This window comes from Prescottella equi, assembly GCF_002094305.1.
Taxonomy (GTDB): domain Bacteria; phylum Actinomycetota; class Actinomycetes; order Mycobacteriales; family Mycobacteriaceae; genus Prescottella; species Prescottella equi.
Window position 1 is genome coordinate 213417 of the sequence record NZ_LWTX01000001.1, and the last position, 14970, is coordinate 228386.

A 14970-nucleotide genomic window follows, 5' to 3' on the forward strand; every position below is an offset into this window, starting at 1 on the left:
TTACCCGCCGACTCGGGTGGTGATCTTCTCGGCGCCGACGCGACGTTCGACCGCGTCGGCGTCGGGATTGGCCACCTGTACCAGCGACGCGCCCACCGCGAGCACCGAGACCAGCCCGGCGATGAGCTCGTCGGGCGTCGACCAGGACCGGGTGGAGAGCACCCGGTCGCTTCCGGTGACACCGTCGGCGGCGGCCCCGGAGCGGGCGGCGGACAGGACGTCGTCGACGCCGCGGCCGTCGAGGGCCGCAGGGCCGGAACCGCTCGGCCGGAACTGGTCACCGTGCACCCGGACGGCCGTCGCGTAGTCGGTGACGCCGACAGGCAGGTCGGGAACGGGGCGCCCGAACGCGTCGAGCGAGAGGACCGCGACCTCGGGGACGTCGGCCACATCGTCCAGTCGGTCGACCGTCACGAGGGCGGCGTCCGCGTCGGGATCCGCCTCGAGTGTGACCTCCAGGCCCGCCCACCAGGCGCCGAGCAGCACGGCGGCGGTCTGCCAGTGCGCGGGCAGCAGCACCGACACCCGGGCGCCGGGCACGAGCGCGAACTCGTCCGACAGGAAGTTGGCGGTCTTCGCGGCCCAGTTGGCGAGCGTGACCGCCGACAGTTCGATGCGCTCGCCGGTGGCGTCGTCGTAGTAGGTGATCCGGGGGCCCGCCGGGTCGGCGGCGAGAATCGGATCGAGCAGTGCGGTGGTCAGGTCGGTCACGGCGCCCATTCTGTCAGTTCACGCGGCGGGGTCGGTTCCCTGTCCGGTCAGTTCACGCAGTGCGGGCCCTTGTTGCCGGCGTCGATCGCGGGCCCGGGTTCGACGGGGGTGGGGGAGGTACCCGCGTCGGCGACGCCGCCGGACCCGGTCGACGAACCCGCGGGGCTCTTGTAGTCGCCGGCGAGCACGACGCGAACCTCGCCGGACGCGAGCGACGAGTCCGCCTCGATCGGCAGTCCACCGAGCGTGACGGAAACCGCCTGGCCGGCTTGGCTGTCGGACTTGTTCGCGAACACCGTGCTGCGGCTCACGGACTTGCCGGTGTTGTTGCCGACGTCGCCCAGTCCGAACCCCTCGTCCTCGAGCGTCGCGGCGACGGTGGACGCGAGACCGCTGATGCTGCTGTCGTTCGCGACGTCGACCGTCACCGAGGACACCTCGATGTCCGGCATGGTCGTCGGCGTCGTGGAGGTGGTGGTGTCGTCCTCGGCGGGCTCCTCACCGGCGAGGGAGGCCACGTACTTGCGAACCGCCTTGGGGTCGACCTGCACGATCGACTCGCCGTAGTCGGTCATCCCGTTGATGTCGACCACCGGGATGGTCTCGAACCGCACCTTGCCGCCCGCCAGGTCCTGGAGTTGGGTGGCGAATTCGATGATGTCCCAGTCGGAGTCGAGTACCACCGAGCGCTTCACCGCCGCGCTCAACTGGTTGAGCTTGCCCGGGCTGGTGAGTGTCTTCGCGCTGAGTACCTCGCGCACCAGCGAGGCCATGAACACCTGCTGGCGGACGATGCGGTCGAGGTCGCCGCGGGGCAGGTTGTGGCGCTGACGGACGAAGCTCAACGCGTTCGGCCCCGACAGCGTCTGCTCGCCGGCGGGGAACTTCGCGCCCGAGAGGGGTTCGTCCACAGCCGCGTTGAGGCACACGTCGACACCGCCGACGGCATCGGTCAGCAGGACGAAGCCCAGCAGCCCGATCTCGGCGTAGTGGTCGACCGTCACCCCTGTGAGGTTCGCCACCGACTTGATGAGAGCCTCGCGGCCGGCCTGGCTCGATTCGTTCTCGGCGGTCTTCTCGGACTCGCCGTCCTCGATCAGCTTCTGGCGCTCGGCTTCCTTCGTGGCGCCGTAGGCGGCGTTGATCTTCGATTTCCCGAGGCCGGGCACGTCGACGTACGCATCGCGCGGAATCGAGATCGCGGTCGCGGAACTGCCGTCGTTGGGTACCCGGACGAGAATGATCGTGTCGGTGTTGGACGCGACCTCCTCGCCCGCACGCAGCGAGTCGAGTTCCGCCTGGCTCAACGGATTGCCGTGCGCGTCGGTGCGACTGTCGGTGCCCACCAGCAGGATGTCGACGGCGCCGTCCTTGGCGCCACCGAGGCCGAGGCCGCCGATCGTGGCGAGATTCGAGCGCAGCGAATCGACACTGCGCCAGGCGAATCCGGTTATGACGAGGACCAGCACCGCGACGACCGCGACTGCGATCTGAATGCGCGAGAGCGGGTTCTGCGCTCGCGGCACCCTCCGTGCGGTGGGCTCGTGTGGCACGCGTCGGCCTCCATGACGGTCGGTACTCATACTGGCGACAAGGCTACTGGTGATTCCGCTTCGACAGGGCATGGCGGCGCTCGGCGTGCCAGACTCGCTCCCTGTGCGAAGGATTCTGGTGACGGGTGCGCGGGGGCAACTCGGCGGCCGATTGGTGCAGTGCGCCGAGGCCGCTGGCCTGCCGGTGGAGGGTGTCGGTTCGGCTGAGCTGGACATCACCGACGCGGGTGCCGTCGACTCGTGGGTGGCGCCCGGCGCCGTCGTCGTGAACTGCGCGGCGTACACCGCCGTGGACGCCGCCGAGACGGACGAGGCGGCAGCGACCGCGGTCAACGAGACCGGCGCCCGGAATCTCGCGTCGGCCTGCTCGAAGGCGGGCGCCGACCTGATCCACGTCTCCACCGACTACGTGTTCTCCGGGGACCGCGCAGGCGCCGACGCCGCACCGTACGAGCCCGGGGATCCGACCGGCCCCCGGACCGCGTACGGGCGGACCAAGCTGGCCGGCGAACTGGCGATCCGTGCGGTGCTCCCCGACGCACACATCGTCCGGACGGCGTGGGTGTACACGGGAAGCGGTACCGACTTCGTCGCGACGATGCTGCGGCTCGAGAAGGAGAAGGACACGGTTTCCGTGGTCGACGACCAGGTGGGTTCGCCGACGTACGCGGTGGATCTGGCCGCGGGCCTGCTCGAACTGGCGCGTGTCGGTGGCCGGCCCGGGGCGACGCTGCACGCCACCAACGCCGGTAGCGCCACGTGGTTCGACCTGGCGCGCGCGGTGTTCGCCGGGGTGGGCGCGGACCCCGAACGGGTCCGGCCGTGCACCAGTGCCGAGTTCGTGCGTCCGGCACCGCGACCGGCCTACTCCGTGTTGTCTCCCCGCGCGTGGGAAGCGGCCGGGCTGACGCCGCTGCGCCCGTGGCGCGACGCCCTCGCCGACGCGCTGGCGCAGCGTCGATGAGGACGATACGGGCGCGCGGGCTAGGGTTGTCCGCGTGAGTTCGAAGCTGGCCGTGGTGACGGTGACCTACTCGCCGGGCGAGCACCTGGAACATTTTCTGAGCACGCTGGCCGACGCGACGGTCGAGAACCCGCAGGTCATCCTCGCCGACAACGGTTCGACGGACGGCGCCCCCGAGGCCGCCGCAGCAGCTCACGATCATGTCCGGCTGCTGCGTACCGGCGGCAATATCGGCTACGGCGGCGCGATCAACCGCGCCGTCGCCGAGATCGACCCCGACATCGAGTTCGTCGTGGTCGTCAACCCCGACGTGCGGTGGTCTCCCGGATCGATCGACGAGTTGCTCGCGGCCGCCGACCGGTGGCCGCGCGCCGGCGCACTGGGCCCGATGGTGCGCGAGCCCGACGGCAGCGTGTACCCGTCCGCCCGGCAGGTTCCGGACCTGATCTCCGGCGCCGGGCACGCGGTGCTCGGCACGGTGTGGCCGTCGAATCCGTGGACGCAGCGGTACCGGCAGGAAAACGAGACGATCACCGAGCGGCCCGCGGGCTGGTTGTCCGGCTCGTGCCTGCTGATGCGCCGGTCCGCGTTCGATTCGGTGAACGGATTCGACTCCCGCTACTTCATGTACATGGAGGACGTCGACCTCGGGGACCGGCTGGGACGGGCCGGCTGGCTCAACGTGTTCGTCCCGTCGGCCGAGGTCACCCACGCCAAGGGGCACGCGGCCGGCAAGCATCCCGAACTGATGCTGCCCGCACATCACGAGAGCGCCTACCGCTTCCAGGCGGACCGGCATCCGCTGTGGTGGCAGGCGCCGCTGCGGTGGGCCCTGCGCGGGGGATTGGCACTGCGTTCGAAGCTGGCGGTTGCGGCAGCCGTCCGCCAGCGCACGGGACGCGAGGACGAAGAGATCGAGACAGAGGGGAAAGCATGACACTCGCTGCGGAGACCGATGCCGTGATTCTGGTGGGAGGCCAGGGGACCAGGCTGCGTCCCCTGACGTTGTCGGCGCCCAAGCCGATGCTCCCCACGGCGGGAGTTCCGTTCCTGACGCACCTGTTGGCGCGGATCAAGCAGGCCGGGATCAAGCACGTCGTCCTGGGCACGTCGTTCAAGGCGAAGGTGTTCGAGGAGCACTTCGGTGACGGCAGCGACCTCGGGCTCGAGATCGAGTACGTGACCGAGGTGGAGCCGATGGGCACCGGCGGCGGCATCCGCAACGTGCTGCCGAGCCTGCGCGCCGACAACATCATGGTCTTCAACGGCGACGTCCTCGGCGGCACCGACCTGGCCGCGGTCCTCGACACGCACCACCGCACCAACGCCGACGTCACGCTGCACCTCGTGCGGGTCGGCGATCCGCGCGCGTTCGGTTGCGTCCCCACCGACGAGGAAGGCCGGGTCAAGGCGTTCCTCGAGAAGACGCAGGATCCGCCGACCGACCAGATCAACGCCGGTTGCTACGTCTTCCGCCGCGAGATCATCGAGAAGATTCCGTCGGATCGCCCGGTGTCGGTCGAGCGCGAGGTGTTCCCGGCCCTGCTGGCCGACGGTGCCCGCGTGTTCGGCCACGTCGACATGTCGTACTGGCGGGACATGGGTACCCCGGACGACTTCGTGCGCGGTTCGGCCGACCTGGTGCGCGGCATCGCGCCGTCGCCGGCCCTCGAGGGTCCGCGCGGCGAGTCGCTCGTGCATCCGGGCGCCGGGGTGGCGCCGGGTGCGCTGTTGATCGGCGGCACCGTCGTGGGCCGCGGTGCCGAGGTCGGCGCCGGAGCCCGACTGGACGGCGCGGTGTTGTTCGACGGCGCCCAGGTCGAGGCCGGTGCGGTGGTCGAGCGGTCGATCATCGGTTTCGGTGCCCGTATCGGTCCGCGCGCCCTGATCCGGGACGCGGTGATCGGCGACGGCGCCGACGTCGGTGCCCGCTGCGAGCTGATCGGCGGCGCCCGCGTGTGGCCCGGCGTGAAGTTGCCCGACGGCGGGGTGCGGTTCAGCACCGACGTGTGATTGCGCACGCCGCCAACTTCTTTAGCGCTGCTACTGAAATACTGGGGTCATGTTGTCGCAGGAACCGGTCTTCCACAGGTACGTCGCCCTCGGTGACTCGTTCACCGAGGGGGTGGGCGACCCCGACCCGACCCGGCCCAACGGGCTGCGGGGCTGGGCGGACCGGGTGGCCGAGGAACTTGCCACGCGCAGCGCCGACTTCGGATACGCGAATCTCGCGGTCCGGGGTCGGCTGCTCGGCCCCATCGTCGACGAACAGATCGACGCGGCCGTCGCGCTGGAGCCCGACCTCGTGACCATCTACGCCGGTGGCAACGACTTCATGCGGCCCAAGATCGACATCGACGCGCTCGTCGCCCGCTACGACGAGGCCATCGGCAAGCTCGCCGCGACCGGCGCCGAGGTGCTCGTGTGGACCGCCTACGACGCGGGCTGGGCGGCAGTGTTCGGCAAGCTGCGCGGCCGGTCCGCGATCTACAACGAACTGGTCCGGGAGGTGGCGGACCGGCACGGCGCCCGGATCGTCGACTTCTGGCGCTTCGACGAGTACCGCGACCTGCGGATGTGGGACTGGGACCGCCTGCACATGTCCACCCCGGGACATCAGAACATGGCGATCCGGGTGCTCCAGACCCTCGGCGTCGAGCACCACATCGTGATGGACCCGCTCGGTCCGGAGCTGCCCACCGACAGGGCGTCCCAGCGCGAGGCCGACCGCCGGTGGAGGCGCGAGTTCCTCGTCCCGTGGGTCGGGCGCCGACTGCGCGGGACGTCGTCGGGCGACGGCATCACCGCCAAGCGGCCCACGCTCGCACCGATCCGGTAGGGGGCGTCGTCCGACGAGAGAGGGCCGACCGGGAATCCCGGCCGGCCCTCTCTCGTGTGCGGTCCGTCAGTCGGTGCCGAGATTGCGGGTCGAGGCGATCGCCACGAGGCCGATCAGACCGACCAGGGCGAAGGCGTAGAAGCCCCACGGCACCGCGTAGCCGGCGCCGAGCAGCGCGCCACCGAGGATCGGTCCGCAGATCGCGCCGACCCGGCCGACGCCCGCCGACCAGCCGAGGGCTGTCGCACGAACGTTCGCGGGATGGTTGGCGCTGGTGAACGCGTACACGAGCACCTGCGCGCTGAAGACGAAGCAGCCGGCCAGGAAGACCATGACGTAGATGCCGCCGCCGACGTCGATGCTGAGCAGCGCGAGGAAGACGGCTGCGCCGGTGAACCATGCGATTGCCGCGGTCCGCGGCCCCACCTTGTCGGCGACGCGGCCCGCGACCAGCAGGCCGACGACGGCGCCGGCGTTGAGGATCAGCAGGAAGGTCAGGGCCGCACCGAGTTCGTAGCCGGCCTCGCGCATGATCGTCGGCAGCCAGGTGTTGAGGCCGTAGACCAGCAGCAGGCCCATGAACGACGTCACCCAGATGGCGATGCTGTTGCGCAGGAACTTTCGTGAGAAGAGCGTCTTGACGGGGTCGGTGGCCGTGGCCACGGGGGCGTCGGCGGCCGTGGCTGCCTCGAGCGTGAGTCCGTACTGTGCCGCGATGGTCGCGGCTTCCTCGCGGCGGCCCTTGGACAGCAGGTAGGATGGCGATTCCGGCAGGTACTTGATCATCAACGGGATCAGTACGACGGCCGGTGCGGCGCCGACGACGAACATCGAGTGCCAGCCGAACGGGTCGATGAGCACGAGTGCCAGGGCCGCCGTGGCGACGGCGCCGACGTGGTAGCCGGTCATCAGCATCGTCGATGCCGATCCGCCACCCTGCTTCTTGGAGAATTCGTTCACCAGGGCCAGCGCGGTGGGCAGGGCGCCGCCCAGTCCGACTCCCGCGAGGAAGCGGAGCAGTCCGAAGACGAACGGATTCGGCGCGACCGCGCACAGCAGCGTGAGAACCGAGAACGCCGCGACGGCGTAGATCAGTGCTCGCCGCCGTCCGATCACGTCGGTGAGGGTGCCGATGACGAGGGCGCCGATCGTCATACCGACGAGGCCGAACGTGGAGATCGTCGTGATCGCGCTGGTGCTCAGGTTCCAGTCGCCGTACTCGCGCAGTGAGGGGATCACCGCACCCAGGACCACGAGATCGAAGCCGTCGAGGAGGACGGCGATCCAACACAGTGGGGCGACCCACATCGCGGCGCGGCCGCGTGTCTCGAGTCGTTCGATGGTGCTCATTCGATCTCCAGAAGCCAAGGTGTTCGCAATACGAACCACCGTTCAATTTAAGAACTCGGTCATTGTTGGGTGGGTCACAGGAGAATGTCAAGCCGCAAACCGAGGGGTTGGCGGTCTGCTGCGCGTGTGGTCCGGCCACACTGGGCAGGTGAGCGACGAAGGTGGAATCGACCGCAGCATGATCGGTCGGGCGTTCCGGGTGCTCAACTCGTTCTCCTCGGAGCGACTGCGGATGACGCAGTCCGAACTTGCTCGGCGGACCGGGCTGCCGCTACCGACCGTCCATCGACTGTGCGCCCGACTGGTCGAGACGGGTGCGCTCGAACGTGACGGCGAGGGTCGCTACGAGATCGGCGTCCGGCTCTGGGAACTGGGAGCTCTCGCGCCCCGCGCACACGGTCTCAGGCAGGTGGCCATGCCCTACCTGGAAGACCTGTACGAGGCGACACGGGAGAACGTGCAGTTGATCGTCCGCGACGGACTCGAGGCGCTGTACGTGGAGCGGCTTTCGGCGCGCGGCGCGGTTGCGGTGGTGGGGCGGGCCGGAGGGCGATTGCCGCTGCACGCGTCGAGTGGGGGTCTCGTTCTCCTCGCGCACGGTGGCCCGAATCTGCTCGGCGCGGTGCTGGCCGGGGGACTCGAGCGGTTCACCCCCCACACGATCACGAGCGAGCACCGGCTGCGTCAGACGCTGGACGAGATCCGGCGGACCGGGTTCATCGTCTGCCGGGAGCATCTCAACATCGGCACGCTCGCGGTGGCTGCGCCCGTTCTACGTCCCGGGGGCGAGGTGATCGCGTCGGTCTCCGTGGTGGTTCGTGCGGACGAGGATCCGGCACCCCTGATTCCCGCCCTGCGGGCCGCTGCGCGGGGTATCTCCCGTGGCGTCGCGTGACACACGTCTCACCTGACAGGGACGAAATACTCTTTCACTCAGTGAAAGTGGTCCTGCCGCGCACGGGTCGTTCGCCGGGACAGTGTTGGCGATCACGATCTACCGAGGGAGTTACCCATGTCCATCTCGAGCACCCAGGTCGGCATCGTCGGCGCCGGCCCGGCCGGACTGATGCTGTCCCATCTCCTGCACCTGCGCGGCATCGAATCCGTCGTTCTCGAGGCTCGGACGCGGGAAGAGGTGGAGGGCACCATCCGCGCGGGCGTGCTCGAGCAGAACACCGTCGACCTGATGGTGGAGACCGGCCTCGGCGACCGGGTGAAGGCCGAGGGGCTCGAGCACCACGGCATCGAACTGCGCTTCGGCGGACGCGGACACCGCATCGCGTTCGACGAACTCACCGGCGGCCGCGCCGTCACGGTCTATCCGCAGCACGAGGTCCTCGTGGACCTCATCGCCAAGCGGCTCGCCGACGGCGGCGACATTCGTTTCGGCGTCTCCGACGTCGAGGTGCACGACCACACCTCCGACAAGCCCTACATCACGTACACCGACGCGGACGGGAGCGAGCAGACGCTCACCTGTGCGCTGGTCGGCGGCTGCGACGGCTCGCGCACCAAGACCCGCAAGTTGATCCCCGAGCCGTCGATTCGGCAGGACCACTTCCGCCAGTACCCGTTCGCGTGGTTCGGCATCCTCGCCGAGGCGCCGCCGTCCTCCGAGGAACTGATCTACGCGAACCATCCGCGGGGTTTCGCGCTCATCAGCACCCGTACCCCGCAGGTCCAGCGCCACTACCTCCAGGTCGATCCGGACGACTCGGTGGACAACTGGTCGGACGACCGCATCTGGTCGGAACTGCACGCACGCGTGGACGGTGAGGGCGCGGAGATCAAGGACGGCCGGATCTTCGAGAAGTCGATCCTGCAGTTCCGCAGCTTCGTGTGTGAGCCGATGCAGCACGGCAACCTGTTCCTCGCGGGCGACGCCGCTCATACGGTGCCGCCCACCGGAGCGAAGGGCCTCAATCTCGCCGTCGCCGACGTCTACGTCCTGTCCAAGGGCATGGCCGAGTTCTTCGAGACCGGCGACCGCGGCCGACTCGACTCCTACACCGAGACGGTGCTGCCGCGCATCTGGCGCACGCAGCACTTCTCGTGGTGGATGTCCTCGATGATGCACCGACTGCCGGACGCGTCCGGCTTCGACCACAAGCGTCAGGTCGCGGAGCTCGACATGGTCACCCGGTCGGTGGCCGGCCGCACGCTGCTCGCCGAGAACTACGTCGGCACCCCGCTGGGCTGACCGGCGAGGACGGGTCTCGGCCGGCCCCGCGTCGGGGTCGGGGCCGGCCGAACCCGGGCGGTTTCTCGCTCGGTGAGAATCCGGGATGCAGGCGATCGTGTCGTCCGTAGGTTCGTGAGGGTAGTACCGCTCCACCTACAGAAGAGGCATTCCATGAAGATCCTGATCGTCGGCGGCACCGGCATGATCGGCGCCCACACCGCGCTGCACCTGCGTGATCAGGGAAACGACGTCACCGTCGCCGCCCGCAATCCGCTGGCCGACGACTCCCCGGTGCGTGATTTCCCGGTGCTGCTCGGTGACTACACGGAGCAGACGTTCACGGTCGACGATCTGGCGCCGTTCGAGGCCGTCGTGTTCGCTGCGGGCCAGGACATCCGGCACATGGGCCGCGACGTGGACGAGGCCGAGTTCTGGGAGAAGACCCAGACCGGTGGCGTGCCGCGCTTCGCTGCGCTCGCGAAGGAGGCCGGGGTCTCGCGTTTCGTCCAGGTCGGCAGCTACTACCACCACCTGCGGCCGGAGTACGCGGAGACGATGCCGTACGTGGCCGCGCGCAAGGCGGCGGACGAGGGTGCGCGCGCCCTGGCCGACGAGAACTTCAACGTCTCGACGCTGAACCCGCCGTCGATCCTGGGCGCCATCAGCGGCGTGTCCGCCAAGCGCTATCGCAAGCTGTTCTCGTGGGCTGCGGGCAACGAGCCGCAGATCCCCGACTTCGCACCGGCCGGCGGCACGAACTACATGTCGGCGCAGTCGCTCGCCGAGGCGATCTGGGGTGCGCTGCAGAACGCCGAGTCCGGCCGGGCTTACCTGATCGGTGACCAGAACCTCACCTTCGCCGAGTACTTCCAGCTGCTGGTCGACGCCGCTGGAGGTGACCGTTCGATCGAAGAGCGCGACGAGGAGCATCCGTTGCTGCCCGACAGCTTCATCGTCCAGGGCCGGGGCAACGTCATTGCGTACGACACCGATCCGGCCGAGACCGCGCTGCTCGGCTACACGCAGGGCGACTGTGCCCGCGCGATCGCGGAGATGTACGAGATCGTCAAGGCCGCCACGGCGCGCTGATCGCTTCGGGGCGGCCGTGACCCCTCCGGCCGCCCCACCGGTCAGTAGCTCGCGCGGCCGCCGCTGGCGTCGTACACCGCGCCCGTCGAGAAGCTGACCGCATCCGAGCACAACCAGCCGACCAGTTCGGCAATCTCGTCCGGACGGCCCATCCGCCCCATCGGGGTCAGGCTCTGCGATCGTGCCAGGATCGCCGGATCCGTTCGGGCGTTCATCGGGCTCTCGACGGCCGCGGGTGCCACAACGTTCGCGAGTACTCCGGTGCGGGCGATCTCCTTCCCGAGCGACTTGGTCAGTGCGATCACCGCGGCCTTCGACGCCGAGTACGCGCTCTGTGTGGGGTTGCCGTCCTTGGCTGCGATGCTCGCGAGGTTCACCACCCGGCCCCATCGCGCATCGACCATGGCGGGCACGAACGCCCGGCACATGAGGAAGACCCCGTCGACGTTGATGCGGAACGTCCGGCGCCACGCGTCGAGGTCCAGGTCGACGAGTGGGGCCGAGGGGCCGACCACGCCGGCGCTGTTGACGAGGATGTCGACGCGTCCGAGTTCGCGGCGCAGCGAGTCGACCGCCGCTTCGTCGGTCACATCCAGGCGCACGTCCGCCCCGACCGCCACATCGGCCGTGACGACGCGAACACCGCTGTCCGACAGCAACTTCGCGCACGCCGCCCCTATACCGCTGGCGCCTCCGGTGACGAGGGCCGTCGTGCCGTCGGGATACGTTGCCGTCATTTCTGCTCCTGTCGTTGTTTGCGCACTCGTCATGGTTTAAGTTGCCAACGCACATAATCAAACTTTTGAATATGTCGGTAGCTGAATATATGGCGTGCGGCACAGGCGTCAAGTCGTGGAGGAGCGGGATGGAGATTCGATGGGTGCACGCGTTCGTCGCGGTCGCCGAGGAGTTGCACTTCGGGCGGGCCGCGGCGCGACTGCAGATGGCTCAGTCGCCGCTGAGCCAGACGATCCGGAAGCTGGAGAAGGATCTGGGCGTCACTCTCTTCGAGCGGAGCACGCGCAGCGTGGCGCTGACCTCTGCCGGGCATGCGTTCATCCCGCATGCTTATCGACTGCTCGAGAATGTCGACACCGCTCGCCACGCGGCGCGATCCTCGTCGGGTGGGGTCTACGGAAGGATCAGGATCGGCTTCACCGGCGTGCTCAATCACAAGTCACTGCCGCCGCTCACCCGGGCGCTGCGGCAGCGTTATCCGAACGTGGAACTCTCTCTGGTCGGCCGGATCATGACCCGGGAGGCGGTCGTCCAACTCGAAAGCGGCGCGCTCGACCTGGCTTTCGTGGGGCTCCCGGTCGAGTCGACGTCGGTGGACACCCGGTTGATCCGCCGCGAGGCGTTCGGGGTCGTGTTGCCTGCCGACCATCGGTTCGCGGGTGCGGCCGAGATCGATCTCCGGGAACTGATCGAGGACGGCTTCGTCACCACTCCGTTGTCGGCGGGGTCGAGCCTGCAGGAGGTGGCGATGCGCGCCTGCCTCGACGCGGGGTTCCGGCCGCGGATCGTTCAGGAGATCACGGACCCGTACATGATCCTGATGTTGGTGGCCGCCGGGGTCGGGGTCGCGTTGATGCCCTCCGGCGTTGCCGAGATCCTCCCGCCGGGAACAGTTTTCGTTCACCTGTCGGGCGAGGAGAAATACATGAACCATGCCATCGCGTGGTCGCCGCGCAACGCTTCGGAAGCGCTGCGGGTGGCGCTCAGGGTGTCGGAGGAGATTCTGCCGACGCCGCGGATCGAGACCTGATCGGTCAGGGTCTCAGACGTATTCGGTGTTGGACGCGGCATAGTCGGGCGTGACAGGCTCGTGCCCTGCCGGTGGCTGTGACACCCGTCACGAGCATCCCGCTCTCGTGGCGCGACGTGGCATTTCCCCAGCTTCGTCAGCCGTCGGCTTCCCTGCGCGAAAGGACCCCCATGGCACACACGTCTGCCCGCACCGTGGACGGACCACCGAACCGGAATGCCCGTCGGGCAGCTGTTTCGGGATTCCTCGGCAGCACGCTCGAGTACTACGACTTCTTCATCTACGGCTCCGCTGCGGCGCTCGTCTTCGGGAAGATCTTCTTTCCCGGCGACGGCGCCACGGCAACGCTGCTGTCGATCGGAACCTTGGGAGTCGCCTACGTCGCTCGTCCGCTCGGAGCGGTGCTGTGGGGGCATCTGGGCGACAAGTTCGGACGTAAGAATGCCCTCCTGGCCTGTCTGCTGATGATGGGTGTGTCGACGTTCGTCATCGGTTGCCTTCCGACCTACGAGACCATCGGTGTCGCGGCGCCGGTCATCCTGGTGCTCCTGCGTCTGCTGCAGGGGCTGTCGGCGGGCGGTGAGTCGCCCGGTTCGTCGTCGCTCACGCTCGAACATGCGCCGGGGGACCGGCGCTCGTTCTTCACCTCGTTCACGATGAGCGGCATCATGTTCGGCATCGTCGTCTCGAGTCTGGTGTTCATCCCGATCGCCTCCCTCCCCGACGACGCGCTGTACTCGTGGGGCTGGCGAATTCCGTTCTGGGCCAGCATCGTCGTCACGGTCGTCGCGTTGTGGCTGCGCCGCAGCCTCGACGAACCCGAGGTCTTCGAGGAGATGAAGGAGAGCGACGAGGTCGCCGCAGTCCCGGTCGTGGAGGTCTTCCGCTCGCACTGGCGGACGGTGCTGCGGGTCGCGTTGAGTTCCTCGTTCGCGATGATCAACACGATCGTCAACGTGTTCGCCCTGGCGTACGCGGTCAATGTCGCCGGGATCGAGCGTCAGTCGATGCTCTGGGCGATCGCCACGGCAAACTTCGTCGCGGTGCTCAGCCAGCCCCTCTTCGGAATGCTGGCCGATCGGTACGGCCGCAAGCCGCTGTTCGTCCTCGGCGCCGTCGGCGCGGGCGCGATGGTGTTCGCGTTCTTCCACGCGATAGGTACCGGAAGCGTCCCCATGGTGTTCGCCTCCGGAATCATCCTGATCGGTCTCTTCTACTCGATGCCCAACGGCATCTACCCGGCGTACTTCCCGGAGCAGTTCCCGGCGAAGGTGCGCTACACCGGCATGGCGGTCAGCCTCATGCTCGGCCTGCTGGTCGCCGGCTTCACTCCGGCGATCGCGCAGTTGCTCTCGTCCGGTGACGAGAGCAACTGGGTCCCGGTGGCGTGGATGTGCATGGGCTTCGCGGTCCTGTCGGCGGTCGCCGCGATGTTCGGTCCGGAGACTCACCGCACCCCGACCGAACTGCTCGGTGAACCGGCCGGCCGCGAGGCGCAGAAACGGGCCACCGCGCAGGCGCGCGAACTCGCCGGGAGCAACGCATGACCGCCGCTGACCGCACCCATCGGATCGGCCTGGTCGGCGCGGGTATCGCGACGTCGCTGTCGCCGCAACTCCACGAGCACGAGGCCGCCGCGCTCGGCCTGTCCCAGTACCGGTACGAGCTGATCGACCTCGCCGAGCGCGAGGTGACGGTCGGTGAGACCGGGGACCTCGTCCGGGAGTTCGCCGCGGCCGGCTGGACCGGGTTCAACGTCACCCATCCGTGCAAGCAGGCGGTGCTCGGCGGGCTCGACGAGCTGTCCGAGAACGCGCGCCTGCTCGGAGCCGTCAACACGGTGGTCGTCGATGGCGGCCGGTTGGTCGGACACAACACCGACCACAGCGGCTTCCTCACCGCACTGCAGCGAGGGCTGCCCGACGCGGACCTCGCCGCCGTTCTCCTGCTGGGCGCGGGCGGTGCGGGATCGGCGGTCGCGTACGCGCTGGCCGCGGCCGGGGTGCAGGATCTGCGGATCGCCGACGTCGACGCGGGTCGGGCCGCGGACGTGTGTGCGCGGGTGTCCGGTGCGTTCCCCGACACCGCCTGTGGGGCGGTCGATCTCGGCCACGTGGCCGACGTTCTTGCGTCCCGGACCGGCCTGGTGAACGCCACCCCGATCGGAATGGACGGACATTCCGGAACTCCGGTGGACCCTGCGGCACTGCACGCGGGTCTGTGGGTGGCGGACATCGTCTACCGCCCTCTGCGAACCCAACTTCTCGACGCGGCAGCCGCTCTCGGCTGTGCCACGCTCGACGGCGGCCAGATGCTCGTCGCCCAGGCGGCGGACACGTTCGAGCTGTTGACCGGTGCGGCGACCGACCGGTCCCGCATGCGCGCGCACCTCGGCGAGGTACTGGCGAGCGGGGCCGGCGCTCCCGGGCGCTGACGACGACGAACGCGTGCGCGGCCCATCCGCGCACGCGTTTTTCGCGCATTGACATTGACGGGAATCAGCACAATGAACCG

14 protein-coding genes are annotated in these 14970 nt (G+C 68.9%); 10 read left to right on the forward strand and 4 right to left on the reverse strand.

The genetic code is table 11. The features are described from left to right. Positions 1 to 720 carry a TIGR03089 family protein gene (locus A6I89_RS01060; RefSeq protein WP_044991320.1) on the reverse strand — a complete coding sequence of 240 codons (720 nt, stop codon included), beginning with the start codon at positions 718 to 720 and terminating at the stop codon, positions 1 to 3. A gap of 38 nt (positions 721 to 758) precedes the next feature. Next, positions 759 to 2294 (reverse strand): LCP family protein, encoded by a 1536-nt coding sequence (locus tag A6I89_RS01065; protein ID WP_390893142.1) that lies wholly within the window; start codon positions 2292 to 2294, stop codon positions 759 to 761. A gap of 40 nt (positions 2295 to 2334) precedes the next feature. Here A6I89_RS01065 and rfbD point away from each other — a divergent pair, with 40 nt between their 5' ends. Genes rfbD through A6I89_RS01085 form a run of 4 tightly spaced genes read left to right on the forward strand, consistent with a single transcriptional unit; the run spans position 2335 to position 6067 of the window. Next, positions 2335 to 3228 carry a dTDP-4-dehydrorhamnose reductase gene (rfbD, locus tag A6I89_RS01070; protein WP_041674372.1) on the forward strand — a complete coding sequence of 298 codons (894 nt, stop codon included), beginning with the start codon at positions 2335 to 2337 and terminating at the stop codon, positions 3226 to 3228. 34 nt (positions 3229 to 3262) lie between these two features. Continuing rightward, on the forward strand, positions 3263 to 4165 hold the full coding sequence (locus tag A6I89_RS01075) for a glycosyltransferase family 2 protein (RefSeq protein WP_013416761.1): 903 nt from the start codon (positions 3263 to 3265) through the stop codon (positions 4163 to 4165). Beyond that, complete coding sequence (gene manB, locus A6I89_RS01080; protein ID WP_005518668.1) at positions 4162 to 5241, forward strand: mannose-1-phosphate guanylyltransferase; 1080 nt, start codon at positions 4162 to 4164, stop codon at positions 5239 to 5241. The genes A6I89_RS01075 and manB overlap by 4 nt, the downstream gene beginning before the upstream one ends. Before the next feature lie 49 nt (positions 5242 to 5290). Beyond that, positions 5291 to 6067, forward strand: coding sequence for an SGNH/GDSL hydrolase family protein (locus tag A6I89_RS01085; protein WP_005518669.1), 777 nt, complete (start codon positions 5291 to 5293; stop codon positions 6065 to 6067). A gap of 66 nt (positions 6068 to 6133) precedes the next feature. On the opposite strand, the gene A6I89_RS01090 is transcribed toward A6I89_RS01085, so the two are convergent. Then, positions 6134 to 7417, reverse strand: a complete 1284-nt coding sequence (locus A6I89_RS01090; protein WP_022597173.1) for an MFS transporter — start codon at positions 7415 to 7417, stop codon at positions 6134 to 6136. Positions 7418 to 7595: 178 nt separating this feature from the next. Between A6I89_RS01090 and A6I89_RS01095 the strand changes: the two genes are divergently transcribed. From A6I89_RS01095 to A6I89_RS01105, 3 genes are all read left to right on the forward strand, one after another. Then, complete coding sequence (locus A6I89_RS01095) at positions 7596 to 8312, forward strand: IclR family transcriptional regulator (protein ID WP_013416758.1); 717 nt, start codon at positions 7596 to 7598, stop codon at positions 8310 to 8312. Positions 8313 to 8429: 117 nt separating this feature from the next. Next, positions 8430 to 9617: a 4-hydroxybenzoate 3-monooxygenase gene (locus A6I89_RS01100; RefSeq protein ID WP_005518674.1), complete on the forward strand. Its 1188-nt coding sequence runs from the start codon at positions 8430 to 8432 to the stop codon at positions 9615 to 9617. A gap of 153 nt (positions 9618 to 9770) precedes the next feature. Then, a complete protein-coding gene (locus A6I89_RS01105; RefSeq protein ID WP_022597171.1) occupies positions 9771 to 10688 on the forward strand; it encodes an NAD-dependent epimerase/dehydratase family protein in 918 nt (305 codons plus the stop codon). Between the two features lie 41 nt (positions 10689 to 10729). Here A6I89_RS01105 and A6I89_RS01110 read toward each other — a convergent pair whose 3' ends face one another. Beyond that, positions 10730 to 11425 (reverse strand): SDR family NAD(P)-dependent oxidoreductase, encoded by a 696-nt coding sequence (locus A6I89_RS01110; RefSeq protein ID WP_005518678.1) that lies wholly within the window; start codon positions 11423 to 11425, stop codon positions 10730 to 10732. A 128-nt stretch (positions 11426 to 11553) separates the two neighbouring features. Here A6I89_RS01110 and A6I89_RS01115 point away from each other — a divergent pair, with 128 nt between their 5' ends. The 3 genes from A6I89_RS01115 to A6I89_RS01125 all read left to right on the forward strand — a co-directional run bounded on the left by A6I89_RS01115 (position 11554) and on the right by A6I89_RS01125 (position 14890). Beyond that, positions 11554 to 12456 carry a LysR family transcriptional regulator gene (locus A6I89_RS01115; protein WP_005518679.1) on the forward strand — a complete coding sequence of 301 codons (903 nt, stop codon included), beginning with the start codon at positions 11554 to 11556 and terminating at the stop codon, positions 12454 to 12456. 170 nt (positions 12457 to 12626) lie between these two features. Continuing rightward, on the forward strand, positions 12627 to 14003 hold the full coding sequence (locus A6I89_RS01120; protein WP_005518680.1) for an MFS transporter: 1377 nt from the start codon (positions 12627 to 12629) through the stop codon (positions 14001 to 14003). Further along, complete coding sequence (locus tag A6I89_RS01125) at positions 14000 to 14890, forward strand: shikimate dehydrogenase (RefSeq protein ID WP_022597168.1); 891 nt, start codon at positions 14000 to 14002, stop codon at positions 14888 to 14890. The genes A6I89_RS01120 and A6I89_RS01125 overlap by 4 nt, the downstream gene beginning before the upstream one ends. The last annotated feature ends 80 nt before the right edge of the window (positions 14891 to 14970 follow it).

Bases quoted from the DNA above. Each gene is read 5' to 3' on its own strand.
- A6I89_RS01060 (WP_044991320.1), bottom strand. From the start codon at position 720: ATGGGCGCCGTGACCGACCTGACCACCGCACTGCTCGATCCGATTCTC.
- rfbD (WP_041674372.1), top strand. From the start codon at position 2,335: ATGGCGGCGCTCGGCGTGCCAGACTCGCTCCCTGTGCGAAGGATTCTG.
- A6I89_RS01100 (WP_005518674.1), top strand. From the start codon at position 8,430: ATGTCCATCTCGAGCACCCAGGTCGGCATCGTCGGCGCCGGCCCGGCC.
- A6I89_RS01090 (WP_022597173.1), bottom strand. From the start codon at position 7,417: ATGAGCACCATCGAACGACTCGAGACACGCGGCCGCGCCGCGATGTGG.
- A6I89_RS01125 (WP_022597168.1), top strand. From the start codon at position 14,000: ATGACCGCCGCTGACCGCACCCATCGGATCGGCCTGGTCGGCGCGGGT.
- A6I89_RS01085 (WP_005518669.1), top strand. From the start codon at position 5,291: ATGTTGTCGCAGGAACCGGTCTTCCACAGGTACGTCGCCCTCGGTGAC.
- A6I89_RS01065 (WP_390893142.1), bottom strand. From the start codon at position 2,294: ATGAGTACCGACCGTCATGGAGGCCGACGCGTGCCACACGAGCCCACC.
- A6I89_RS01115 (WP_005518679.1), top strand. From the start codon at position 11,554: ATGGAGATTCGATGGGTGCACGCGTTCGTCGCGGTCGCCGAGGAGTTG.
- A6I89_RS01120 (WP_005518680.1), top strand. From the start codon at position 12,627: ATGGCACACACGTCTGCCCGCACCGTGGACGGACCACCGAACCGGAAT.
- A6I89_RS01110 (WP_005518678.1), bottom strand. From the start codon at position 11,425: ATGACGGCAACGTATCCCGACGGCACGACGGCCCTCGTCACCGGAGGC.
- manB (WP_005518668.1), top strand. From the start codon at position 4,162: ATGACACTCGCTGCGGAGACCGATGCCGTGATTCTGGTGGGAGGCCAG.
- A6I89_RS01095 (WP_013416758.1), top strand. From the start codon at position 7,596: ATGATCGGTCGGGCGTTCCGGGTGCTCAACTCGTTCTCCTCGGAGCGA.
- A6I89_RS01105 (WP_022597171.1), top strand. From the start codon at position 9,771: ATGAAGATCCTGATCGTCGGCGGCACCGGCATGATCGGCGCCCACACC.